The organism is Parafrigoribacterium soli, assembly GCF_040227235.1.
GTDB classification, from domain to species: Bacteria; Actinomycetota; Actinomycetes; order Actinomycetales; family Microbacteriaceae; genus Parafrigoribacterium_A; species Parafrigoribacterium_A soli.
This window is the reverse complement of sequence record NZ_JBELNZ010000002.1, coordinates 647,076-668,237: the sequence shown is the minus strand read 5'-3', so window position 1 is coordinate 668,237 and position 21,162 is coordinate 647,076. Positions and strand designations below refer to the sequence as shown.

At 67.0% G+C, this 21,162-nt stretch carries 22 protein-coding genes; 16 read left to right on the top strand and 6 right to left on the bottom strand.

Features of this window, described 5'->3' with window-relative positions:
• Positions 1-36: 36 nt before the first annotated feature.
• Genes atpD through ABUA37_RS07450 form a run of 5 tightly spaced genes read left to right on the top strand, consistent with a single transcriptional unit; the run spans position 37 to position 3,661 of the window.
• Positions 37-1,563 carry a F0F1 ATP synthase subunit beta gene (atpD, locus tag ABUA37_RS07470; protein ID WP_349898503.1) on the top strand — a complete coding sequence of 509 codons (1,527 nt, stop codon included), beginning with the start codon at positions 37-39 and terminating at the stop codon, positions 1,561-1,563.
• A gap of 2 nt (positions 1,564-1,565) precedes the next feature.
• Positions 1,566-1,835: a F0F1 ATP synthase subunit epsilon gene (locus ABUA37_RS07465; protein WP_349898502.1), complete on the top strand. Its 270-nt coding sequence runs from the start codon at positions 1,566-1,568 to the stop codon at positions 1,833-1,835.
• A gap of 22 nt (positions 1,836-1,857) precedes the next feature.
• On the top strand, positions 1,858-2,367 hold the full coding sequence (locus tag ABUA37_RS07460) for an AAA family ATPase (RefSeq protein WP_349898501.1): 510 nt from the start codon (positions 1,858-1,860) through the stop codon (positions 2,365-2,367).
• A gap of 22 nt (positions 2,368-2,389) precedes the next feature.
• Positions 2,390-3,136 carry a YaaA family protein gene (locus tag ABUA37_RS07455; protein WP_349898500.1) on the top strand — a complete coding sequence of 249 codons (747 nt, stop codon included), beginning with the start codon at positions 2,390-2,392 and terminating at the stop codon, positions 3,134-3,136.
• 60 nt (positions 3,137-3,196) lie between these two features.
• The gene (locus tag ABUA37_RS07450) at positions 3,197-3,661 is read left to right on the top strand and encodes a DUF5684 domain-containing protein (RefSeq protein ID WP_349898499.1); all 465 of its coding nucleotides are present in this window, start codon (positions 3,197-3,199) and stop codon (positions 3,659-3,661) included.
• 3 nt (positions 3,662-3,664) lie between these two features.
• On the opposite strand, the gene ABUA37_RS07445 is transcribed toward ABUA37_RS07450, so the two are convergent.
• Both ABUA37_RS07445 and ABUA37_RS07440 read right to left on the bottom strand, forming a co-directional pair.
• Positions 3,665-4,285, bottom strand: a complete 621-nt coding sequence (locus tag ABUA37_RS07445) for a DNA-3-methyladenine glycosylase I (RefSeq protein WP_349898498.1) — start codon at positions 4,283-4,285, stop codon at positions 3,665-3,667.
• Positions 4,282-4,785 carry a methylated-DNA--[protein]-cysteine S-methyltransferase gene (locus ABUA37_RS07440; RefSeq protein ID WP_349898497.1) on the bottom strand — a complete coding sequence of 168 codons (504 nt, stop codon included), beginning with the start codon at positions 4,783-4,785 and terminating at the stop codon, positions 4,282-4,284. Before ABUA37_RS07440 ends, ABUA37_RS07445 begins: the two co-directional genes overlap by 4 nt.
• Positions 4,786-4,899: 114 nt before the next feature.
• Between ABUA37_RS07440 and ABUA37_RS07435 the strand changes: the two genes are divergently transcribed.
• The gene (locus tag ABUA37_RS07435; protein WP_349898496.1) at positions 4,900-5,862 is read left to right on the top strand and encodes an aldo/keto reductase; all 963 of its coding nucleotides are present in this window, start codon (positions 4,900-4,902) and stop codon (positions 5,860-5,862) included.
• Between the two features lie 88 nt (positions 5,863-5,950).
• Here ABUA37_RS07435 and ABUA37_RS07430 read toward each other — a convergent pair whose 3' ends face one another.
• Complete coding sequence (locus tag ABUA37_RS07430; protein ID WP_349898495.1) at positions 5,951-6,862, bottom strand: NADP-dependent oxidoreductase; 912 nt, start codon at positions 6,860-6,862, stop codon at positions 5,951-5,953.
• Between the two features lie 97 nt (positions 6,863-6,959).
• On the opposite strand from ABUA37_RS07430, the gene ABUA37_RS07425 reads away from it, so the two are divergent.
• From ABUA37_RS07425 to ABUA37_RS07385, 9 genes are all read left to right on the top strand, one after another.
• Positions 6,960-7,745: an IclR family transcriptional regulator gene (locus tag ABUA37_RS07425; RefSeq protein ID WP_349898494.1), complete on the top strand. Its 786-nt coding sequence runs from the start codon at positions 6,960-6,962 to the stop codon at positions 7,743-7,745.
• Between the two features lie 64 nt (positions 7,746-7,809).
• A complete protein-coding gene (gene pcaH, locus ABUA37_RS07420; RefSeq protein ID WP_349898493.1) occupies positions 7,810-8,622 on the top strand; it encodes a protocatechuate 3,4-dioxygenase subunit beta in 813 nt (270 codons plus the stop codon).
• Positions 8,619-9,179 (top strand): protocatechuate 3,4-dioxygenase subunit alpha, encoded by a 561-nt coding sequence (gene pcaG, locus ABUA37_RS07415; protein ID WP_349898492.1) that lies wholly within the window; start codon positions 8,619-8,621, stop codon positions 9,177-9,179. The genes pcaH and pcaG overlap by 4 nt, the downstream gene beginning before the upstream one ends.
• Positions 9,166-10,554 carry a lyase family protein gene (locus ABUA37_RS07410; protein WP_349898491.1) on the top strand — a complete coding sequence of 463 codons (1,389 nt, stop codon included), beginning with the start codon at positions 9,166-9,168 and terminating at the stop codon, positions 10,552-10,554. The genes pcaG and ABUA37_RS07410 overlap by 14 nt, the downstream gene beginning before the upstream one ends.
• On the top strand, positions 10,551-11,357 hold the full coding sequence (locus ABUA37_RS07405) for an alpha/beta fold hydrolase (RefSeq protein ID WP_349898490.1): 807 nt from the start codon (positions 10,551-10,553) through the stop codon (positions 11,355-11,357). The genes ABUA37_RS07410 and ABUA37_RS07405 overlap by 4 nt, the downstream gene beginning before the upstream one ends.
• Positions 11,354-11,755 (top strand): 4-carboxymuconolactone decarboxylase, encoded by a 402-nt coding sequence (pcaC, locus tag ABUA37_RS07400; protein ID WP_349898489.1) that lies wholly within the window; start codon positions 11,354-11,356, stop codon positions 11,753-11,755. Before ABUA37_RS07405 ends, pcaC begins: the two co-directional genes overlap by 4 nt.
• 54 nt (positions 11,756-11,809) lie before the next feature.
• The gene (locus tag ABUA37_RS07395; RefSeq protein ID WP_349898488.1) at positions 11,810-12,442 is read left to right on the top strand and encodes a TetR/AcrR family transcriptional regulator; all 633 of its coding nucleotides are present in this window, start codon (positions 11,810-11,812) and stop codon (positions 12,440-12,442) included.
• 6 nt (positions 12,443-12,448) lie between these two features.
• A complete protein-coding gene (locus ABUA37_RS07390) occupies positions 12,449-14,182 on the top strand; it encodes an ABC transporter ATP-binding protein (RefSeq protein WP_349898487.1) in 1,734 nt (577 codons plus the stop codon).
• Entirely contained in the window at positions 14,179-16,155 is a 1,977-nt protein-coding gene (locus ABUA37_RS07385; RefSeq protein WP_349898486.1) for an ABC transporter ATP-binding protein, read from the top strand. Before ABUA37_RS07390 ends, ABUA37_RS07385 begins: the two co-directional genes overlap by 4 nt.
• Before the next feature lie 145 nt (positions 16,156-16,300).
• On the opposite strand, the gene ABUA37_RS07380 is transcribed toward ABUA37_RS07385, so the two are convergent.
• From ABUA37_RS07380 to ABUA37_RS07370, 3 genes are read right to left on the bottom strand one after another with little or no spacing between them, the layout of a single operon-like run.
• A complete protein-coding gene (locus tag ABUA37_RS07380) occupies positions 16,301-17,668 on the bottom strand; it encodes an NAD(P)/FAD-dependent oxidoreductase (protein WP_349898485.1) in 1,368 nt (455 codons plus the stop codon).
• 34 nt (positions 17,669-17,702) lie between these two features.
• A complete protein-coding gene (locus ABUA37_RS07375) occupies positions 17,703-19,124 on the bottom strand; it encodes an aspartate aminotransferase family protein (RefSeq protein ID WP_349898484.1) in 1,422 nt (473 codons plus the stop codon).
• Positions 19,125-19,126: 2 nt separating this feature from the next.
• Positions 19,127-19,603, bottom strand: a complete 477-nt coding sequence (locus ABUA37_RS07370; protein ID WP_349898483.1) for an Lrp/AsnC family transcriptional regulator — start codon at positions 19,601-19,603, stop codon at positions 19,127-19,129.
• Between the two features lie 121 nt (positions 19,604-19,724).
• On the opposite strand from ABUA37_RS07370, the gene ABUA37_RS07365 reads away from it, so the two are divergent.
• Positions 19,725-21,161 carry an aminobutyraldehyde dehydrogenase gene (locus tag ABUA37_RS07365; protein ID WP_349898482.1) on the top strand — a complete coding sequence of 479 codons (1,437 nt, stop codon included), beginning with the start codon at positions 19,725-19,727 and terminating at the stop codon, positions 21,159-21,161.
• The last annotated feature ends 1 nt before the right edge of the window (position 21,162 follow it).

Below are 21,162 nucleotides of genomic sequence, written 5' to 3'. Positions count from 1 at the left end.
CGAGCAACAACCAGGAACTACGAGAATAGAGAACAGATGACTACGACAGACTCAGGCGCGAAGACGCCTGCAGCCAAGAAGCCGGCGACGAAGAAGCCAGCCGCCGCCAAGGCTTCGGCCGCATCCGAGAAGCCCACCGGCTCGGCCGGTGTCGGCCGCATCGCCCGTGTCACCGGGCCAGTCGTCGACATCGAGTTCCCGCACGACTCGATCCCGGGTATCTACAACGCCCTGAAGACGAGCATCACCATCGCGGACAAGACCTCGGAGATCACCCTCGAGGTTGCCCAGCACCTCGGTGACGACCTGGTGCGCGCCATCGCCCTGAACCCCACGGACGGCCTCGTCCGCGGCCAGGAGGTGCGCGACACCGGCGAGCCGATCACGGTTCCCGTCGGCGATGTCACCAAGGGCAAGGTGTTCAACGTGATTGGCGACGTGCTCAACGGCGAGCCCGGCGAAAAGATCGAGATCACCGAGCGCTGGCCGATCCACCGCAAGCCCCCGGCCTTCGACCAGCTCGAGTCCAAGACCGCGCTGTTCGAGACCGGCATCAAGGTCATCGACCTCCTCACCCCGTATGTGCAGGGTGGAAAGATCGGCCTGTTCGGTGGCGCCGGTGTCGGCAAGACCGTGCTCATCCAGGAGATGATCCAGCGCGTCGCGCAGGACCACGGTGGTGTCTCCGTGTTCGCCGGTGTCGGTGAGCGCACCCGTGAGGGCAACGACCTCATCGCGGAAATGGAAGAGGCCGGCGTCTTCGACAAGACGGCCCTTGTCTTCGGCCAGATGGACGAGCCGCCAGGAACGCGACTTCGCGTGGCGCTCTCGGCTCTCACCATGGCCGAGTACTTCCGCGACGTGCAGAAGCAGGATGTGCTGCTCTTCATCGACAACATCTTCCGCTTCACGCAGGCCGGCTCAGAGGTCTCGACGCTGCTCGGCCGCATGCCGTCCGCGGTCGGCTACCAGCCGAACCTCGCGGATGAGATGGGCATCCTCCAGGAGCGCATCACCTCGACGCGTGGTCACTCGATCACCTCGCTGCAGGCGATCTACGTTCCCGCCGACGACTACACCGACCCCGCGCCGGCCACGACCTTCGCGCACCTCGACGCCACCACGGAGCTCAGCCGTGAGATCGCATCGCGCGGTCTTTACCCGGCCGTCGACCCGCTGACGTCGACCAGCCGCATCCTCGACCCGCGCTACCTGGGTGAGGACCACTACAACACGGCCATCCGCGTGAAGGCGATCCTGCAGAAGAACAAGGAACTGCAGGAGATCATCGCCATTCTCGGTGTCGACGAACTGTCTGAGGAAGACAAGGTCACGGTGTCGCGTGCGCGCCGGATCCAGCAGTTCCTCTCGCAGAACACGTACATGGCGAAGAAGTTCACCGGTGTCGAGGGTTCGACGGTTCCGCTGAAGAACACGATCGAGTCCTTCTCGAAGATCGCCGATGGCGATTACGACAGCGTTGCCGAGCAGGCGTTCTTCAACGTCGGTGACCTCGACGACGTCGACAAGAAGTGGGCCGAGATCCAGAAGGAGAACGGCTAGCAATGGCCGAACTCACGGTGAGCATCGTCTCCGCGGACAACGAGGTGTGGACCGGCGCCGCGTCGATGGTCATTGCGCGCACCACGGAGGGAGAGATCGGCATCCTGCCGGGTCACGAGCCTGTGCTCGCGATCCTCTCCACCGGTGAGGTGCGGGTGACGACCGGAGGCGCCACGATCACGGCAAACGCCAGCGACGGATTCCTCTCGGTCGAGCACGACACCGTGACGATCGTCGCGCGTAACGCCGAACTGGTCTCGAACCAGGCCTAGGCGGCGCGCGGTGCTGATTGCGATGGCGGGGTTGCCAGGCTCTGGAAAGAGCACGATCGCCCAGGTGCTGGGCGGGCGGCTCGGCGCATCCGTCGTCTCGGTTGATCCCCTGGAAGCGGCGATCCTGAAGGCGGGCATCGACAGCGATCAGCCCACCGGGCTCGCCGCATACCTGGTCGCCGAGACCATCGCAGAGTCGGTGCTGGTTTCCGGCCACGACGTCATCGTCGACGCGGTCAACGCGGTCGATCCGGCGCGCGAGCAGTGGGTGGGGCTCGCGCAGCGACAGGGCGTGAAGCTCAAGTTCATCGAAGTGGTGTGCCCGGATCCCGAGGTGCACCGCCAGCGGCTCGAGAATCGTGCACAGCGTTTCGCGCAGCTCGCCGAGCCGAACTGGCACGCGGTTGAGCAGAGTCTCGACGAGTACTCGAAGTGGGCCGGACCGAGCGCCGCGGTCGCGCGCATCACGATCGACTCGGTGCAGCCGCTCGGCTCGAACGTCGAACTGGCGCTCGCGTTCCTCGAAGACTGACGGTGCCCGCGCGAGCCGATCTGTGCTGATCCTGCTGCCTCCGTCGGAGACGAAGCGGGACGGCGGCGTTGCCGGTTCCGCGCTCGATCTCGCGTCGCTCAGGTTCCCAGGGCTCAGTCGACAACGGCGGTCCGTCGTCGCCGCACTCAGGAAGCTGGCCGGCAACCGCGCGAGCATGGCGGCGGCACTGCACCTTGGACCAACGCAGCACTTCGAGGTGCAGCGTAATCGCGAATTGCGCACCTCGGCGGTGATGCCCGCGCTGGATCGCTACACGGGCGTGCTCTTCGACGGGCTGGATGCCGGATCGCTGCCCGCCGGGTCGCGCAGCTTTGCTCTCGAGCATGTGGTGATCCACTCGGCCCTCTTCGGCCTGATCGGCGCCGCTGATGCCATTCCCGCGTACCGACTTTCGCACGACTCCCGGTTGCCCGACCTGTCGTTGAAGCGCACCTGGCGCGATGCGATCGCGGCGCAACTCTCGGGCCGCTCGGAACTCATTCTCGACCTGAGGTCCGAGGCCTATGTCGAGCTCGGTCCGTCGGTCGGGGCGCCACGGTCATACTTCCTCCGTGTGGTCAGCGAGGGGCCCGATGGCACGCGCCGAGCGCTCAACCACTTCAATAAGAAGGGCAAGGGCGAATTCGTGCGCGAGCTGGCTCTGGCGGCGATCGATCACGAGGATGTCGATTCGCTGCTGCGGTGGGCCGCGGACTCCCGCATCCGGCTGAGCCTCAGTGCCGGGCGCGAGCTCGAACTGGTGGTGTGAGCCGAGCCGAACGGCCTGCGCCCTTCGCTTGGCTAGGATGGCAACGAGCAGAGGAGAACTGTGGAATACGACCCCAATCCGATACTCCCGGCCTACGGTGTGCTCTTCGGGGTCGCCTTCGTCGTGTTCTATCTGCTCATCCTCGCCGGCGTCTATGCGGTGTTCGCGTGGTTGCTGAGCCGGGTGTTCCGCAAGGCGGGCATTCCCGCCTGGAAGGCCTGGGTGCCGATCTACAATTTCTGGGTCTTTCTTGAACTCGGCGGTCAGCCGGGCTGGATTGCAATCCTGGCTGTCGTTCCCTTTGCGGGCATCGTGGCCACGGTGTTCATGTGCATAGCGGCATACAACGTCGGGCTTGCGTTCGGAAAACCGGGCGCGCTGGTCGTGCTGTTTATCTTCGCGCCGTGGCTGTGGTTCGCCATAGTGGGGCTCGATGCGGAGCCCTGGCAACCCTGGCGTTCGCCGGCGTCGCCGGTCTACGGCACCAACGTTTTTCCACCGCGGCCGCCGACGCCGGGGTACTAGGGGCTAGCTGTCGCTCCGCCAGCACCCGGTGACATGATCGTCGACCATGCCGGTGGACTGCATGAGTGCGTACATCGTGGTGGGCCCCACGAAGCGGAAACCGCGCGCACGCAGTGCCTTGCTCATCGCCGTGGACTCCGGAGTCACCGCGGGCACGGCACCGAAATCGGCCGGTCGTGCTCGGTCGCTCGTCGGCGCGAAGCTCCAGAGGAGTCGGTCGAGCGCGCCCGGCTGCTCGCGACCCAGTTCCAACACGAGTCGCGCGTTCGAGACCGTGGCCTCGATCTTCGCCCGGTTTCTGATGATGGCGGCGTTCTGCGTGAGCGCGTCGACATCCGCGGTGCTCAAGGCGGCGACGCGTTCGGGATCGAAATCGAAGAAGGCCTCTCTGAAGGCCGGACGCCTGCGCAGGATCGTGATCCAGGAGAGGCCCGCCTGGAAGCCCTCGAGGCTGAGCTTTTCGAAGAGTTCACGGTCGCCGTGCAGCGGCGTGCCCCACTCCTCGTCGTGGTAGCGGCGATACTCCGCATCGGAGGCGCTCCACGCACAACGATCGCGACCATCGTCGCCGCGCACCAGGGCAGACCGGACGGCGGGACCGGCAGCGGTTGCGGTTTCGCTCACGACACAGCCGCGATTCCCTCGTGGTCGAGTAGCCACTGCTTGGTGGGGATGCCATTGCCGCCGCTGTAGCCCGTGATGCGATGGTTCGACGCGAGCACGCGGTGGCAGGGCACGATGATGGGAATGGGGTTCGCGCCGACGGCGCCGCCCACAGCGCGACCGGCGGTGGCGCGACCGGTCGCAATGCCGAGCTCGCCATAGGAGATGACCTCACCGAATTTCAGCTCGGAGAGCTGCTGCCACACCGCCTCCTGGAACGGCGTGCCAGACCAGGTGACGGGGAGGTCGAAGCTGTGCCTCGTGCCCGCGAAGTATTCGGTGAGCTGCGAGGCGGCGCGCTCGAGCAGCTCGTTCGAATGCTCGGCCAACTCTTCGAGGGGGAGATGCCCGGCCCGCTCCATCGAGAGCGAGGTGATGGCCGAGTCGGTGGCCGTGAGTTCGATGCGACCGATCGGGCTCTCGATGCGACGCAGGAACTGCGGGGAAGGTGAAGGGATCATGCCTCGACTGTAGCCGCGGCATCCGACCCCTCTCTGGCGTATTTCGGACATGGGATCAACTCGGTCTATCGAGCGGGTTGTGGAGGAGAGGTCGAGCGGCCGTACGCTGGCAGCATGGCTGAAATCGAATACCGCAATCTTGGGCGCTCCGGCCTCGTCGTCTCCACGATCGGCCTCGGCTGCAACAACTTCGGCAGGGCGAAGACCGCGACCGAGACGCAGGCGGGCACGGACGCGGTGGTGCACGCGGCGATCGATGCGGGCGTCACACTGTTCGACACCGCAGACATCTACGGCTCCGAGCGCGGGCTGAGCGAGCGCCTGATGGGGCACGCGCTCAAGGGCAGGCGCGGCGAGATCGTGCTGGCGACCAAGTTCGGCATGGACATGGCCGGGACCAACGGCCCCGACTGGGGCGCGAGGGGGTCCAGGCGCTACATCCGCCTTGCCATCGAAGCCTCGCTCAGGCGCTTGCACACCGACTGGATCGATCTCTACCAGCTGCACCAGCCTGACCCGCTGACTCCCATCGAGGAGACCCTGGCCGCGCTCGACGAGCTCATCACTGAGGGAAAGGTGCGCTACATCGGGCACTCGAACCTGGCGGGCTGGCAGATCGCGGATGCCGAGTACCGCGCGATCCTCGGCGCGCATCCGAAGTTCATCTCGGCGCAGAACGAGTACAGCCTGCTCAGGCGAGATGTCGAGGCCGAGGTGCTGCCCGCGGTCAATGCCTATGGACTCGGCTTCCTGCCGTTCTTTCCCCTCTACAACGGACTGTTCACCGGCAAGTTCAATCGTCGCGGCGGCCCCGCCGACAGTCGGATCATGGCACTGCGGCCGCACGTGCTCGAGGACGTGAACTGGGATGTGATGGAACGGTACGAGGCGTTCTGCTCCGAGCGCGGAATCAGCATGCTCGAGGCGACCTTCGGTTGGTTGCTGGCGCAGCCGGGGCTCACGAGCGTGATCGCCGGTGTGACAAAGCCCGAGCAGATCGTGCAGAACGCCGCGCAGGCGACGGCCTGGAAGCCGACGGCTGAGGAAGCTGCGGAGATCTCCGAGCTCTTCGTTTGAGTCCGGGCCCTTCGCTCCCCACCGGCACGGCCGCCCGATTCTTCGAGCCGTCCGGAACCGGCGGCGTGGGCCCAGGCTCAGGGGGCGATCAGTCGCCCAGTGTGAGCACGATCTTGCCGAGGCCGTGGCCGGACTCGAGGTCTTCGTAGGCGGCGCGCACCTCGTCGAGCGGGTAGCTCGCGCGCAGGGGAAGCACGAGCTCACCGTTCGCGACGAGGGTCGCGAGTTCTTCGAGCTCCTCGGCGGTCTTGCCGCCACCGCCAACGGAACCGAGCCCGTATTTCTCGGCCGCGTCGTGGTCGGCGATCGTGTTGATCCGCTGCGGCGGGATGCCGAGCAGCAGCGCCGCCTCGATGCTGTCGCCGCCGACGTTGTCGAGCGCCGCGGTGAAGCCCTGCGGGGCTGCCTCGCGAAGGCGGTCGAGCATCCCGGACCCGTAGGCGACGGGGGTGACCCCGAGGCCGCGCAGAAACTCGTGATGGCGCTCGCTCGCCGTGCCGATGACGGTGGCGCCAGTGCGCCTGGCCAGCTGCGCGCTCAGCAGCCCCACTCCTCCCGCGGCACCCGTGACAAGCACGGTATCGTCCGCGCCGAGTGAGAGGGATGCCGTCGAGCGCTTCGCGGTGTTGCCGACGAGCCCGACGCCGCCGGCGATCGCCCAGTCCAGCGCCGCCGGCTTCGGCGCGATCGAGGATGCCGGCACGACGACGTGCTCCGCCTGTGCGCCGCGACCGATCCATCCGAGTACCTCGTCGCCGACCTGCCAGTCGCCCGCGTCGGCGCCCACCTCGTCGATGACGCCCGCGAATTCGGAGCCCTGCCGGCTCGGCAGCACGAGCTTGGGAAGGACCCCGTGGCGGACCTTCACGTCGAAGGGGTTGAGCCCGGCCGAACGCACGGTGACGCGCACCTGGCCTGCGTCCGCGTGCGGCTCGGCCACGTCGATGACCTCGAGCACTTCGGGTGATCCGTACCTGCTGAAGCTCACCGCTCGCGACATCCGTCTCTCCCTCTCGACGATCTGAGGTCTCGTCCCTTCGATCCTAGGCAGCCGCGCCTCGATACCATGACAGGACGGCAAGCGATGGGAGCGGACAGTGGCGGATGACCGCGGTCGCTCCATGATCGCCCGCGCGGCGAGCGTGCTGCGGGCCTTCGATCAGCAGCGCGACTCGCTCACCGTATCTGAGCTTGCCGCGGCGGCCGGACTTCCGCTTGGCACCACCCACCGCATCGTCAGCGACCTCGTGCAACAGAGGCTGCTCAATCGCGAGGGCACGCACTATTCGATTGGCACCGGGCTCTGGGAACTCGGCGAACTCTCGGCGGTCAGCCTGAGGTTTCGCGAGGTCGCCCTGCCGTTCCTCCTCGGGCTGTACGAGGTGACCGGCGAGAACGTGCACCTCGCGATCCTCGACGGCTTCGACACGCTTTATGTCGCGCGCCTCGTGGGCCCGCGCTCGGTGCCGACGATTTCGAGGATGGGCGGCAGGCTGCCGCTGCACACTACGGGCGTGGGCAAGGCCCTGCTCGCCTTCCAGAACGAGGAGTTTCTCACCGACTTCTTCGCCCGGCCGCTCGCGACGCCGACGCGGCACTCGCTCACGAACGAGGCCGCCGTGCGGGCTGAGATCGCAACGACAAGGGCGCGCGGCTACAGCACCACGCACCAGGAGATGACGCTCGGTACGGCCGCGCTTGCGGTGCCGATCTTCGTCGACGACGAGGCGCCGTTCGCCTCGGTCAGCCTCGTGACGCACCTGGCCAGGGTGGACGCCAGGCGCAACGTACCGCTGCTGAAGGCCTCGGCCGCTGACATCGGCGCGGCACTGCGGGTGAGCCTCGCGGGCGGTCGTCGCTGGCCCACCTCGTTCCGCTCGTAGGGAGCCTTCCACTGAGCGGAAAATAGTCCTAGGTGAGCCGCTGCAACACTGGGAACCTTGACGGGTGAGCAATGACGCGAATCAGGCCGCTACTGCGGTCGACCCCCAGCAGCCCCCGAGCCAGGCCGACATCTCGGCCGAGATCGCCGAGAAGCACAAGCGATACCAGGATGGCGTCGCCGCGGGTGCGCCGCGATCGGAGCGCGTGGAGCTGGACTTCCTGCCATATCGCAGCAGCCTGCTGCGGCATCCGACCAAGGACCTGCACCACGTCGATCCCGAGACGATCGAGCTCGCCTCGCCCGCCTTCGGCCACCGCGATGTCGCCGAGGTTGAGGCAGACCTCACCATTCAGCACAGCGGAGAGCCGCTGGGCGAGCGGATGATCGTGACCGGCCAGGTGCTCGACGGCGACGGGCGGCCCGTGCGCCACCAGCTCGTGGAGGTGTGGCAGGCGAACGCGGCCGGACGCTACATCCACAAGCGCGACCAGCACCCCGCGCCACTCGACCCAAACTTCACCGGCACCGGCCGCTGCATCACGGACGAGAACGGCTTCTACCGCTTCCAGACGATCAAGCCGGGCGCCTACCCGTGGCGTAACCACACCAACGCGTGGCGGCCCGCGCACATCCACTTCTCGATCTTCGGCTCGGCATTCACGCAGCGGATCATCACCCAGATGTACTTCCCGGGCGACCCGCTGTTCCCGCTCGACCCCATCTACCAGTCGATCGTCGACGAGGATGCGCGGGCACGACTCGTCGCCACCTACGACCACGACCTCACCTCGCCCGAGTACGCGCTGGGCTACCGCTGGAACATCGTGCTCACCGGCACGAAACGCACCTGGACCGAACCGGAGGACGCAGAATGAGCGCGCAGAGGCTTCCGGTGACCCCGGCCCAGACGATCGGCCCGTTCTTCGGGTTCTCGCTCCCGTACGACGGGGGAGAAGACCTTGTCGCTCGCACGCATACCGCCGCCGTGCGCCTGCACGGTGCTGTTCTCGACGGCGCGGGAGCTCCGATTCCCGACGCCCTCGTCGAAATCTGGCAGGCGGATGAGCGGGGCGAGATCTCGACGAAGCCCGGCTCGCTGCGCCGCGACGGCTACACCTTCACCGGCTTCGGACGGGCCGCAACCGACGGGGCCGGCAACTACCAGTTCACGACCGTCGAACCCGGGCGAGTCGAGGGTGGCGGGCTTCCGTTCATCTCTGTCGTGGTGTTCTCGCGTGGGCTCCTCGGCACACTGCACACCAGGATCTACCTGCCGGAGCACGCGGCGGAGTTCGCGGCCGACCCGCTGCTCGGATCCCTGGATGAGCGTCGACGGGCCAGCCTCGTCGCAACGCGCGAGGCCGACGGTACTCTTCTGTTTAACCTGCATCTGCAGGGTGACGAGGAGACCGTTTTTCTTGACTTCGACTGAACACTCGACGGCCGGCTCCGCGAGCGCAGACTTCGGCCTGCTCTCGCCGCAGTGGGTGGGGTCTGCCGTGGCGGAGGCGACATCCGACCTGGCGGTGATCGCGGCGATCGTCGACGTGGAGGTCGCCCTCGTGCGCGCCTACGAGACGCTCGGGATTGCGCCGGCCGGGATGTCGGTCATAGTGCGCTCAGTCGCCGACACCGCCTCGTTCGACGTCGCCGATATCGCGCTGCGCGCGAGGGCCGGTGGCAATCCCGTCATCCCACTCATCAAGGACCTGCGCGCCGCGGTCGCCTCGGCCAACGCGGATGCTGCGCTCTGGGTGCACCGAGGCGCCACGAGCCAGGACGTTCTCGACACGGCACTCATGCTCGTCGCCAGTCGCTCGATCGCGCTCATACTCGCGGATGCCGAGGCCTGCGTCCACGCGCTCGCCAGCCTGGCAGATCACCACCGCCGCAGCATCATGGCGGCGCGGACGCTCACCCAACACGGCGTTCCCACGACCTTCGGTCTCAAGGCGGCCGGATGGCTCGGGGGAGTCTCCGAGGCCCGCAAGAGACTCACCTCGGCCGACTTTCCGGTGCAGTGGGGCGGAGCGGGAGGAACCCAGGCCTCCTTCGAGCTGCTCGGCGGCGCGGGCACCGGCGCGAGACTCTCCGATGCCATCGCGGCGACCCTCGGCCTCGCGACACCACCCGTGCCGTGGCAGACGCAGCGTGCACCCGTCACGCGCATCGGTGACGCGCTCGTCACCCTCATGGACGCGCTCGGCACGGTGTCGAGCGACGTGCTCGTGCTCGCCCGCCCGGAGATCGCGGAGCTCGCGGAACCGTCGAGTCCCGGTCGCGGCGGATCATCGGCGATGCCGCAGAAGCAGAATCCGATCCTGAGCGTGCTCATCCAGTCGGCCGCGCGCAAGGCGCCAGGCCTCGCGGCGGAACTGCACCGCTCGGCGAACGCTGTCGACGAGCGACCCGACGGCGCCTGGCACGTCGAGTGGCAGAGTCTTCGCGAACTCCTGCGCCTGGTCGGTGGCGCGACCGCGATCGCTGCGGAACTCCTCTCCGGCCTCGTCGTGCATCCCGACGCCATGCTGCGCAACCTCCGATCGAGCGGCCCGCTCATCGTGGCCGAGCGACTCATGCTGGAGTTCGGCCCCCTCGTCGGTTCGGCGAGGATGCAGGAGCTCGTCACGCAGACCGCCGCCGATCCCGGCTTCGACCTCGCCGGCGCGCTCCGCGCGGAAGCGGCACTCGAGGGCATCGGGAACGCCGCGATCGAGGAGGCGCTGTATCCCATCGCCTACCTCGGTGATGCCGAGCTTCTCATCGACCGCGCGCTCGCCGCGGCGGTGCTCGAGGTGCAGTCGTGACGGTCCCGGTGCTGACCGCTGCCCGCACCGAGCGTGCAGGCGCACCGACCCTCGTGCTCGGGCCTTCGCTCGGCACGACGACGCGGCTGTGGTCCGCTGCGATCCCGCTGCTCGCGCCGCACTTCGACATCCTCGCCGTCGACCTTCCCGGGCACGGCGCATCGCGCGCCGCAACGGAGCCTTTCAGCACGGGCGAGCTCGCCGACGCGGTCGCACGGGTCGCGGCGCTCGCGGGAGTGGAGCGCTTCTACTATGCCGGGGACTCGCTCGGCGGGCAGCTCGCGCTGGAACTGGCGCTGCGGCATCCGGAGAAGGCGATAGCGGTCTCGATCATCTGCTCGGCCGCCAAGGTGGGGGAGCCCGCGGCCTGGCTCGAGCGCGCCGCTACGGTGCGCTCGCAGGGCACGCCCGTGCTCGTCGGGCCGTCCGCCGGCCGCTGGTATGCGCCGGGCTTCATCGAGAAGCATCCGGAACTCGTCGGCGCCATGCTCATCGAACTCTCCGACACCGATGACGAGAGCTATGCGCTCTGCTGCGAGGCCCTCGCGGGCTGCGACCTTCGCTCGCGGCTCACCGAGATCGACGTGCCGGTGCTTGCGCTGTGGGGGGCACTGGATGTCGTGATCCCGCCCGCGGATGCCAGGGCCGTCGCCGAGGGCGTGCGGCGCGGTCGCGGCATCGAGCTTGCCGGCGTGGCCCACCTCGCGCCCGCCGAGAGCCCAGCCGAGGTCGCGCAGGCGCTCATCGAGTTCTTCAGCACAGGGCCGGAACACGGAACCGAATCGAGGAGAGACCAGTCGTGACGAACGATTCCCGCAGCAACCGTGACAGCTACGACGAGGGCATGGCCGTGCGTCGCCAGGTGCTCGGCGCGAACCACGTCGATCGCGCCACGGGGTCCATCGATGAGACGACCGCCGACTTCCAGGACCTCATCACCCGCTACGCCTGGGGTGAGATCTGGACGAGACCGGGTCTCGACCGGCGGATGCGCAGCGCGATCACGATCACCGCGCTCATCGCGCACGGGCACTACGACGAACTCGGGATGCACCTGCGCGCCGCCCAGCGCAATGGGCTGAGTCGCGCGGAGATCACCGAGATCTTGCTCCAGGTCGGGGTCTACTGCGGGGTGCCGGCCGCGAACTCCGCCTTCGCCATCGCCCAGAAGGTCTTCGCCGAGGAACCACCGACAGACTGATCCGCAGGCGTCTCTCGCTTGCTGAGTGAGCACTCACTCAGTTATCATCGTCGGGTGCCAGATTCCGAGACGCTGAAAGCACCGAGCGGGCGCGCCAGGCCGCTCTCGGTCGATGATCGCCGAGCGATGATCCTCGAGGCCGTCACGCCGCTCCTGAAGGAGCACGGCCGGGACATCAGTTCCAAGCAGATCGCCGAGGCGGCAGGCATCGCGGAGGGCACCGTCTTTCGGGCCTTCGGTGACAAGGAGAGCCTCATCGAGGCGGGGATCGTCAAGCTTCTCGACCCCGAGCCGCTGCGTGACGACCTGCGGGCCATCGACCCGGCGCTTCCGCTCGATCAGAAGGTACTCGCCGTGATCATGCTGATGAGGCGGCGCTTCGGCGAGGTCTTCAAGATCATGGCGATGGTTGGCGGCGGACCGCCGCCGAGACGGGATCAGCGCCACGAATTCGCGGTCATCATCGCCCGCCTGCTGCAGCCGGAGGCCGAGGAACTCAACTGGCCGCCGGAGCGGGTGGCGCATATCATCCGCCTCATCAGCTTCGCCTCATCGCTCCCCGTCCTCAACGAACACACCGAGTTCACCGAGACCGAGCTCGCCTCGATCGTGCTGTACGGCGTCGCCGGGCACCCTCACACACCGGACCACACCGCATCCATCCGAACGAAAGAAAGCCGGCACTGACCGCCCATGTTGCTCAAGATTCTTCGTCGCTACCTCAAGCCCCACTGGCCACTGCTCGTGGGCGTCGGCCTGTTCCAGGCCGCGCAGTCCATCGCCTCGCTGTTTCTGCCGAACCTCGTCGCCGACATCATCGACAACGGCGTGGCCAAGGGCGATGTCGGCCACATCCTCATGGTCGGGTCGATCATGCTCGCGATCACCCTGGGCCAGGTCGCCTGTGCGATCACGGCCGTCTACTTCGGGGCGAAGGCGTCGATGCTGCTCGGTCGCAACCTGCGGGGCGCGATCTTCCACCGGGTCAGCGCGTTCTCCGAGCGCGAGGTCTCGCAGTTCGGCGCACCGTCGCTCATCACACGCACGACCAATGACGTGCAGCAGGTGCAGATGTTCGTGCTGATGACCTGCACGCTGTTCGTGTCCGCGCCGATTCTCGCCGTCGGCGGGGTGATCGCAGCGATGCAGCAGGACCTCGGACTGTCCTGGCTCATGGCCGTGAGTATCCCTGTACTGCTGATCTCGATCGGCCTCATCATCTCGCGCATGGTGCCCCTGTTCCAGTTGATGCAGAAGCGCATCGACAAGGTCAACCAGGTCCTGCGGGAACAGCTCACGGGCATCCGGGTCATTCGTGCCTTCGTGCGGGAGAACGTCGAGACCGCCCGCTTCGAGAAGGCCAACGGCGAGTTGACCGAGACCGCGCTCGGCGCAGGCCGGTTGTTCGCGCTCATGTTCCCGATCGTCATGCTCGTGCTCAACGTGTCGAGCGTCGCCGTGATCTGGTTCGGCGGCCTCCGCGTCGAGTCCGGCGAAATGCAGGTCGGCGCGCTCATCGCCTACCTCAGCTACCTGCTGCAGATTCTCATGGCCGTGATGATGGCGACCTTCCTCGGCGTCATCCTCCCTCGCGCCTCGGTGAGCGGTGACCGCATCGGGGAGGTGCTGGAGACGAAGTCGTCCGTGGTCATGCCCGTGAATGGCGTCACGTCGCTCGAGGCCCGGGGAACCGTCGAATTCGTGGATGTTTCCTTCGCCTATCCCAAGGCCGAAGAGCCCGTTCTGCGCAACCTCAACTTCGACGTGCGCGAGGGGCAGACCACGGCGATCATCGGCAGCACCGGCGCCGGCAAGACGACGCTCGTCAACCTCCTGCCCAGGCTCTTCGACGCCACGGGTGGTGCGGTCTTCGTCGACGGTGTCGACGTGCGAGAACTCGACCCCGACCTGCTGTGGAGTCGAATAGGGCTCGTTCCGCAGAAGCCGTACCTGTTCGCGGGCACGGTCGCCAGCAACCTGCGCTACGGCAAACCGGATGCGACCGACGAGGAGCTGTGGGAGGCGCTCACGATCGCCCAGGGCAGACACTTCGTCGAGGAGATGGAGGGTGGCCTCGAGGCCGCGATCGCCCAGGGCGGCACGAACGTCTCGGGTGGACAACGGCAGCGTCTCGCTATCGCCCGGGCGCTCGTGAAGAAGCCGGAGATCTACATCTTCGACGACTCATTCTCCGCACTCGACAGTGCGACGGATGCGCGGCTCCGCACGGCCCTCGCCAAGCATCGCAGCGACGCGACCATCATCGTCGTCGCGCAGCGCGTGGCGACCATCGTCGATGCCGACCAGATCATCGTGCTCGAAGGCGGGCAGATCGTGGGTCGCGGCACGCACGAGGAACTGCTGACGACATCCGCCACCTACGCTGAGATCGTCGAGTCCCAGCTCACCGCAGAGGAAGCAGCATGAGCGCGACGACGGAAGAGCGAGAGCGACCGGCGCGGCCGCCGATGCGGCGCGGCCCGATGGGCGGGGCAAGCATGCCCGCCGAAAAGGCCATGAACTTTGGGCCGTCTGCCAAGCGACTGCTCAGTAGGCTCAAGCCGCACTGGATCGGCGTCGCCTCGGTGTTCCTGCTCACCGTGATCAGCGTCACGTTCAGCGTGATCGGGCCCAAGCTGCTCGGACAAGCGACCACGCTCATCTTCGAGGGCGTGATCTCGAAGGGGCTGCCCGCGGGCGTCACCAAGGCGCAGATCATCGCGGCGGCGCGGGCGAAGGGCAACGACGGCCAGGCGGACCTCCTGAGCGGAATGCACCTGACGCCGGGTGTTGGCATCGACCTGCAAGCGCTCAGCACGGTACTCATGTGGGTGCTCGCGCTCTATGTGCTCTCCTCCGTGTTCGGCTGGCTGCAGGCCTACGTGCTCAACGAGGTAGTGCAGCGCATCGTCTTCCGCCTGCGGCAGGACGTCGAGGAGAAGATGAATCGGCTTCCGCTGCGCTACTACGACAAGATGCAGCGCGGTGAACTGCTGAGCCGGGTCACCAATGACATCGACAACGTGTCGCAGAGCCTGCAGCAGACGCTGAGCCAGATGGTCACCTCCCTGCTCACGGTCGTCGGCGTTCTCGTGATGATGTTCGTCATCTCCTGGGTGCTCGCCCTGATCGCGCTCGTCACGATCCCCATGACCGTCGTCATCACGGCGCTCGTCGCCAAGCGCTCGCAGAAGCTCTTTGTGCAGCAGTGGAAGTTCACGGGCGAACTGAACGCCGACATCGAGGAGAACTTCACCGGTCACTCCCTCGTCAAGGTGTTCGGTCGCCAGCGCGAGGTCGGCACGGTCTTCGACGACAAGAACGAGCAGCTCTTCACGGCGAGCTTCGGTGCGCAGTTCGTCTCGGGCATCATCATGCCCTCGATGATGTTCGTCGGAAACCTCATCTACGTGGCGATCGCAGTGGTCGGTGGAGCCTTCGTCGCGGGTGGATCGATGCGCCTCGGTGACGTGCAAGCCTTTCTGCAGTACTCGCGCCAGTTCACCCAACCGCTGACTCAGCTCGGCAGCATGGCCAACCTGATCCAGTCGGGGGTCGCCTCGGCCGAGCGTGTCTTCGAGCTACTGGACGCGGATGACCAGTCCGCGGATCACGCGCCCGCGCAGTCCCCGACGGCATCCGCCGGGCGGCTCGTCTTCGAGAATGTCTCCTTCCGTTACACGGAGGAGAAGCCGCTCATCGACAACGTGTCGCTCGTTGCCGAGCCCGGACACACCATCGCCATCGTCGGACCGACCGGCGCGGGCAAGACCACTCTGGTCAACCTCATGATGCGGTTCTACGAGCTGGACTCCGGTCGCATCACGCTCGACGGCGTCGACATCGCCGAGATGTCCCGCGACGACCTTCGCGGGCGGATGGGCATGGTGCTGCAGGACACCTGGCTGTTCGGCGGAACCATCCGCGACAACATCGCCTACGGTCGCCCGGATGCGACGGAAGAGGAGATCATCGACGCGGCCACGGCGACCTATGTCGACCGCTTCGTGCGCTCGCTGCCCGACGGGTACGACACGATTCTCGCCGACGAGGCGGAGAACGTGAGCGCGGGGGAGAAGCAGTTGCTCACCATCGCGCGCGCGTTCCTCGCGAAGCCGAGCGTGCTCATCCTGGACGAGGCGACGAGCTCAGTCGACACGCGCACCGAGGTGCTCGTGCAGAAGGCCATGGCTGCGCTGCGTTCGGACCGCACGAGCTTCGTGATCGCGCACCGGCTCTCGACCATTCGGGATGCCGACCTTATCCTCGTGATGGAGAACGGCCAGATCGTGGAGCAGGGCAACCACGCCGAGCTGCTTGAGGCGGACGGCGCGTACGCCCGCCTGTACGAGGCTCAGTTCGCCGGGCCCGCGAGTGACTCGTTGGTCGACGAGGCGTAACTCGTCGTTCCGTCGGGATCGCGCCGAAGGCTCCGCCCACAGAGGCCCACCACGCCTCCGCCTTCGGCGCGATCCCCGACGGTGAGGTTTCGCGCAGGAAGGTCGCGAACGCCTCTTACCTCGCGCGCTACTCGACTAATACGAGTCAGTGACCGGTGAGGGGTGCCATCAGACGGGCGGTCACGGAGGGGCGGCGGGTGACGCGCTCCTCCAGGTCTGCCGCCTCCATCGCGAGGAGGCCGAGGTTCGATCCAGCGAAGCGCAGTGGCTCGATTTCCCACTCGGGGGAGCGGTGGTTGGTCCAGGGCAGACGTGTGAGTTCGGTCTCGCGCCCCGTCACGAGATCGGCGAGGGTTCGCCCCGCGAGGTTCGTGGTGCTGAGTCCGTCCCCCACGTAGCCTCCCGCGGTCGCGATGCGGGTCACCGGGTCGAAGCTCGCGTGCGCATGCCAATCGCGGGGCACGCCGAGCGGGCCGCCCCAGCGGTGGGTGACCGCCGCATCCGCAGCCTGGGGAAAGAGCTCGATGAGCGTTCCGCGCAGGTGCTCGAAGACGCGCGGCACCCGGTCGTACTCGGGGCGGATGCTGCTGCCCCAGTGATAGCGCGCACCGCGGCCGCCGAAGGCAAAGCGATTGTCTGCCGTTCGCTGCCCGTAGATGAGCAGGTGGCGATAGTCGGCGAAGGTCTGGCCGTGCTCGATGCCGATCTCGCGCCAGGTGTCGTCGCTCAGCGGCTCGGTCGCGATCATGAGCGAATAGAGCGGGAGTACGCGGCGGTGAGTCTTCGGCAGGGTGGACCCGTAGCCCTCGGTCGCGATGACGACCGTCTCGGCCGTGACGGTGCCACGAGAGGTGAGCACCGATCCCGTGCCCCAGTCGAGCACCTCGGTCGCTTCGTAGATCGTGGCTCCGAGTCGTTCGACGGTGCGGGCGAGACCGCGCACGAGCTTCGCCGGGTGCAGTCTCGCGCACGCGGGATCAAGTGTTGCCGCGAGCATCCCGGTCGGGCCGGTGGGGCTCGGCAGGAACCCGACGCGGTCGACGCCATAGTGCGCGGCCTCCGCGACCTCGGCCCTCGCGCGCTCGAGTTGCGGTCGCGACCGGGCGTAGCCGATCGTGCCGGCCTTGACGTAGTCGCAGTCGATGCCCTCGGCATCCGTCACCCTGCCGACCTCGTCGACCGTGCCGATCATGGCCCGGCGCATCGCGAGTGCCGCGGCGCGGCCATGACGGCGTTCAAGTGCCGTGGTGGATGCCGGGAAGAGTGTGGAGCACCAGCCGCCGTTGCGACCGGAGGCGCCGAAGCCCGTGATGTGCTTCTCGAGCACGACGACGCGCAGGCCGGGGTCGCGCTTGATCAGGTAGTAGGCGGTCCACAACCCGGTCAGCCCGCCGCCGACGATGGCAACGTCAGCGGTGGTGTCACCGGGGAGCGATGCCCTCGGCGCGAGGTCATCCACTCCGGACTCGGCGAGCGAGTCCATCCAGAACGAGAGCGCGCGGTAATCGGCCACGATGGTCGTTCGGTCGCTGAGGAGGACTACGCGCCTAGATTTTCGTCCAGGCCTCGGTCAGGACGCCGCGCAGGATCGACTCGATCTCGTCGAACTCCTTCGGGCCGATGGTGAGCGGCGGCGCGAGCTGAACGACGGGGTCCCCGCGGTCATCCGCCCGGCAGTACAGCCCGGCCTCGAACAGCGCCTTGGAGAGGAACCCGCGCAGCAGGCGCTCGGACTCGTCGTCGTTGAAGGTCTCCTTGGTGACCTTGTCCTTGACCAGCTCGATACCGAAGAAGTACCCGTCGCCGCGCACGTCGCCCACGATCGGCAGGTCGAGCAGCTTCTCGAGGGTCGCGCGGAAGATCGGCGAATTGGTGCGCACGTTCTCGTTGAGCTTCTCCTCCTCGAAGATGTCGAGGTTCTCGAGCGCGACCGCGGACGAGACCGGATGTCCACCGAAGGTGTAGCCGTGATAGAACGCGGTGTCGCCGTGCTTGAACGGTTCGTACAGCCTGTCGCTGATGATCGTCGCGCCGATCGGGGAGTAGCCGCTCGTCATGCCCTTCGCGCAGGTGATCATGTCGGGCTGGATGCCGTAGGTGGTCGAGGCGAACATGTTGCCGATGCGGCCGAAGCCGGTGATGACCTCGTCCGCCACGAGCAGCACGTCGTACTTGTCGCAGATCTCGCGCACTCGCTTGAAGTACCCGGGCGGCGGGGGGAAGCATCCGCCGCTGTTCTGCACCGGCTCAAGGAAGATCGCGGCGACGGTCTCGGGGCCCTCGAACTCGATCATCTCCTCGATGCGGTTCGCGGCCCACTGCCCGAACGCGTTGAGGTCGTCGGCGTGCTCCGGGGCGCGATAGAAGTTGGTGTTCGGTACGCGGAAGCCACCGGGGGTCACCGGTTCGAACATCTCCTTCATGGCGGGGATACCCGTGATGGCGAGGGCGCCCTGCGGGGTGCCGTGATAGGCGACGGCACGGGAGATGACCTTGTGCTTGGTGGGCCTGCCCTGCAGCTTCCAGTAGTACTTGGCGAGCTTGAATGCGGTCTCGACCGCCTCGCCGCCACCGGTGGAGAAGAAGACACGGTTGAGGTCGCCCGGCGCGTAGCCCGCGAGGCGGTCGGCCAGTTCGATGGCACTCGGATGCGCGTACGACCAGAGGGGGAAGAAGGCGAGCTCCTCAGCCTGCTTGGCCGCGACCTCGGCGAGTCGCCTGCGACCGTGGCCGGCGTTGACCACGAAAAGTCCGCTCAGGGCGTCGAAGTACTTCTTGCCCTTGGAATCCCAGATGTGGTGCCCTTCGCCCTTGACGATGATGGGCACGCCCGGGCCGTCCTCCATGACGGACTGCCTGGCGAAGTGCATCCAGAGGTGATCCTTGGCCTTCTGCTGCAGCGCCGCCTCGTCGTACTTGCTCGAAGGCGACCCTGCGGACGGTTTCGGCGTCTCGACGGTGGTTGTCATGATTACCTAGTTCCCCAGTTATAGAACTGTTTCTGCAGTTTGAGATAGACGAATGTTTCGGTGGACTGCACGCCGGGAATGCCGCGGATGTCCTGGTTGAGCAGTTCGATGAGGTCGTCGTCGTTCTCGCAGACGACCTCGGCGAGGATGTCGAAGCTGCCCGCCGTGAGCACCACGTAGTCGACGGCGGGGATGCGGCCGAGTCGCTCGGCGATGACCGTGGTGTCGCCGGTCGCGCGCACGCCGATCATGGCCTGCCGGTAGAAGCCGAGCTGCATCGGGTCGGTGACCGCGACCACCTGCATGACCCCGGAATCCGTGAGTTTCTGCACCCGCTGGCGCACGGCCGCCTCGCTGAGACCAACCGCCTTGCCGATCTCTGCGTAGCTGCGGCGGCCATCCGACTGCAATTGTTCGATGATCGCCTTGGAGACGTCATCGAGTTGCACGGCCTTGGTGGGCTTGCTCGAAGGTGTCATGCGTTGATTCTGTCAGTGAAAGCCGCTTCTCACAAGCGAATCCGCAGCCGTCTCGTAGTTGGACAACGAAATCGGTGGCAAGTTGCTGGCCAAGGGGGCGGCCGCTCGCTATCGTGGAGCCATGGAGAATCCCCTGCTGACCAACTTCATCGACGGCGAGCACAGGGCCGCCGAAGCCGAGGCGAGCTTTGCCGTCGTCGATCCGGCGACGGAGGAGACATACGCGCTCTCGCCGGTCTCGGGCACGGCGGATGTCGATGCGGCCTTCTCCGCTGCGGCCGCGGCCTTCGAGACCTGGGGCGACACCACGCCTGCCGAGCGGCAGCTCGCACTGTTCCGCATCGCGGACGCCATGGAGGCGCGCGCCGACGACTTCGCCGACGCGGAATCGAAGGACACCGGCAAACCACGCGCGACGCTGGTCGAGGACGAGATCCTGCTCTCGGTCGACCAGATCCGCTTCTTCGCGGGCGAGGCACGCAATCTTCAGGGCAAATCCGCCGGTGAGTATATGAGGGACCACACCTCCTTTATCCGCCGGGAGCCGATTGGTGTGATCGGGCAGGTGACCCCGTGGAACTATCCGCTCAACATGGCCGTCTGGAAGTTCGCCCCGGCGCTCGCCGCAGGCAACACCACGGTGTTGAAGCCGTCTGACACGACCCCGTCGTCCACCCTGCTGCTCGCCGAGGTCGCCGCGGAGTTCCTGCCGAAGGGCGTTCTGAACGTCGTCCTGGGTGACCGCTCGACGGGTGCCGCCATGGTCGACCACCCGACGCCGCAGATGGTGTCGATCACCGGTTCGGTGCGAGCGGGCATGGAGGTCGCCCGCGCGGCCTCGCGCGACCTGAAGCGCGTGCACCTGGAACTCGGGGGCAAGGCGCCGGTCATCGTCTTCGACGACGCCGACATCGAGCGCGCGGTCGAGGGCATCGCCGCGGCAGGCTACTTCAACGCGGGGCAGGACTGCACCGCTGCGACGCGGCTGCTCGTGCAGTCGGGCATCCATGACGAGTTCGTCGCGGCGCTCGCAGCGCACGCCCGCGACCACGCCAGGACCGGAGCGCCGGGGGAGCCGGATGTGCTGTTCGGCCCGGTGAACAACGCGAACCAGCTGGCGCAGGTGCAGGGTTTCATCGAGAGGCTGCCCGACAACGCCGTCATCGAGCTCGGCGGTCACCGGCAGGGCTCGAGAGGCTTCTTCCACGAGGCGACGATCGTCTCCGGCCTCGGGCAAACGGATGAGGCGGTGCAGAACGAGATCTTCGGCCCGGTGATCACCGTGCAGAAGTTCGGCGACGAAGCCGATGCGCTGGCCTCCGCCAACGACGTGCGTTACGGTCTCGCCTCGAGCGTGTGGACGCGGGACCACGGCCGCGCCATGCGCTTCGCCAAGAACCTCGACTTCGGTTGCGTCTGGATCAACACCCATATTCCGATCGTCGCGGAGATGCCGCACGGCGGCTTCAAGCACTCGGGCTACGGTAAGGACCTCTCGAGCTATGGCTTCGAGGACTACACCCGGATCAAGCACGTGATGAGTTACATCGGGGGCTGAT

Bases quoted from the DNA above. Each gene is read 5' to 3' on its own strand.
- atpD (WP_349898503.1), top strand. From the start codon at position 37: ATGACTACGACAGACTCAGGCGCGAAGACGCCTGCAGCCAAGAAGCCG.
- ABUA37_RS07390 (WP_349898487.1), top strand. From the start codon at position 12,449: ATGTTGCTCAAGATTCTTCGTCGCTACCTCAAGCCCCACTGGCCACTG.
- ABUA37_RS07365 (WP_349898482.1), top strand. From the start codon at position 19,725: ATGGAGAATCCCCTGCTGACCAACTTCATCGACGGCGAGCACAGGGCC.
- ABUA37_RS07370 (WP_349898483.1), bottom strand. From the start codon at position 19,603: ATGACACCTTCGAGCAAGCCCACCAAGGCCGTGCAACTCGATGACGTC.
- ABUA37_RS07375 (WP_349898484.1), bottom strand. From the start codon at position 19,124: ATGACAACCACCGTCGAGACGCCGAAACCGTCCGCAGGGTCGCCTTCG.
- ABUA37_RS07460 (WP_349898501.1), top strand. From the start codon at position 1,858: ATGGCGGGGTTGCCAGGCTCTGGAAAGAGCACGATCGCCCAGGTGCTG.
- pcaG (WP_349898492.1), top strand. From the start codon at position 8,619: ATGAGCGCGCAGAGGCTTCCGGTGACCCCGGCCCAGACGATCGGCCCG.
- ABUA37_RS07440 (WP_349898497.1), bottom strand. From the start codon at position 4,785: ATGATCCCTTCACCTTCCCCGCAGTTCCTGCGTCGCATCGAGAGCCCG.
- ABUA37_RS07435 (WP_349898496.1), top strand. From the start codon at position 4,900: ATGGCTGAAATCGAATACCGCAATCTTGGGCGCTCCGGCCTCGTCGTC.
- ABUA37_RS07385 (WP_349898486.1), top strand. From the start codon at position 14,179: ATGAGCGCGACGACGGAAGAGCGAGAGCGACCGGCGCGGCCGCCGATG.
- ABUA37_RS07430 (WP_349898495.1), bottom strand. From the start codon at position 6,862: ATGTCGCGAGCGGTGAGCTTCAGCAGGTACGGATCACCCGAAGTGCTC.
- ABUA37_RS07465 (WP_349898502.1), top strand. From the start codon at position 1,566: ATGGCCGAACTCACGGTGAGCATCGTCTCCGCGGACAACGAGGTGTGG.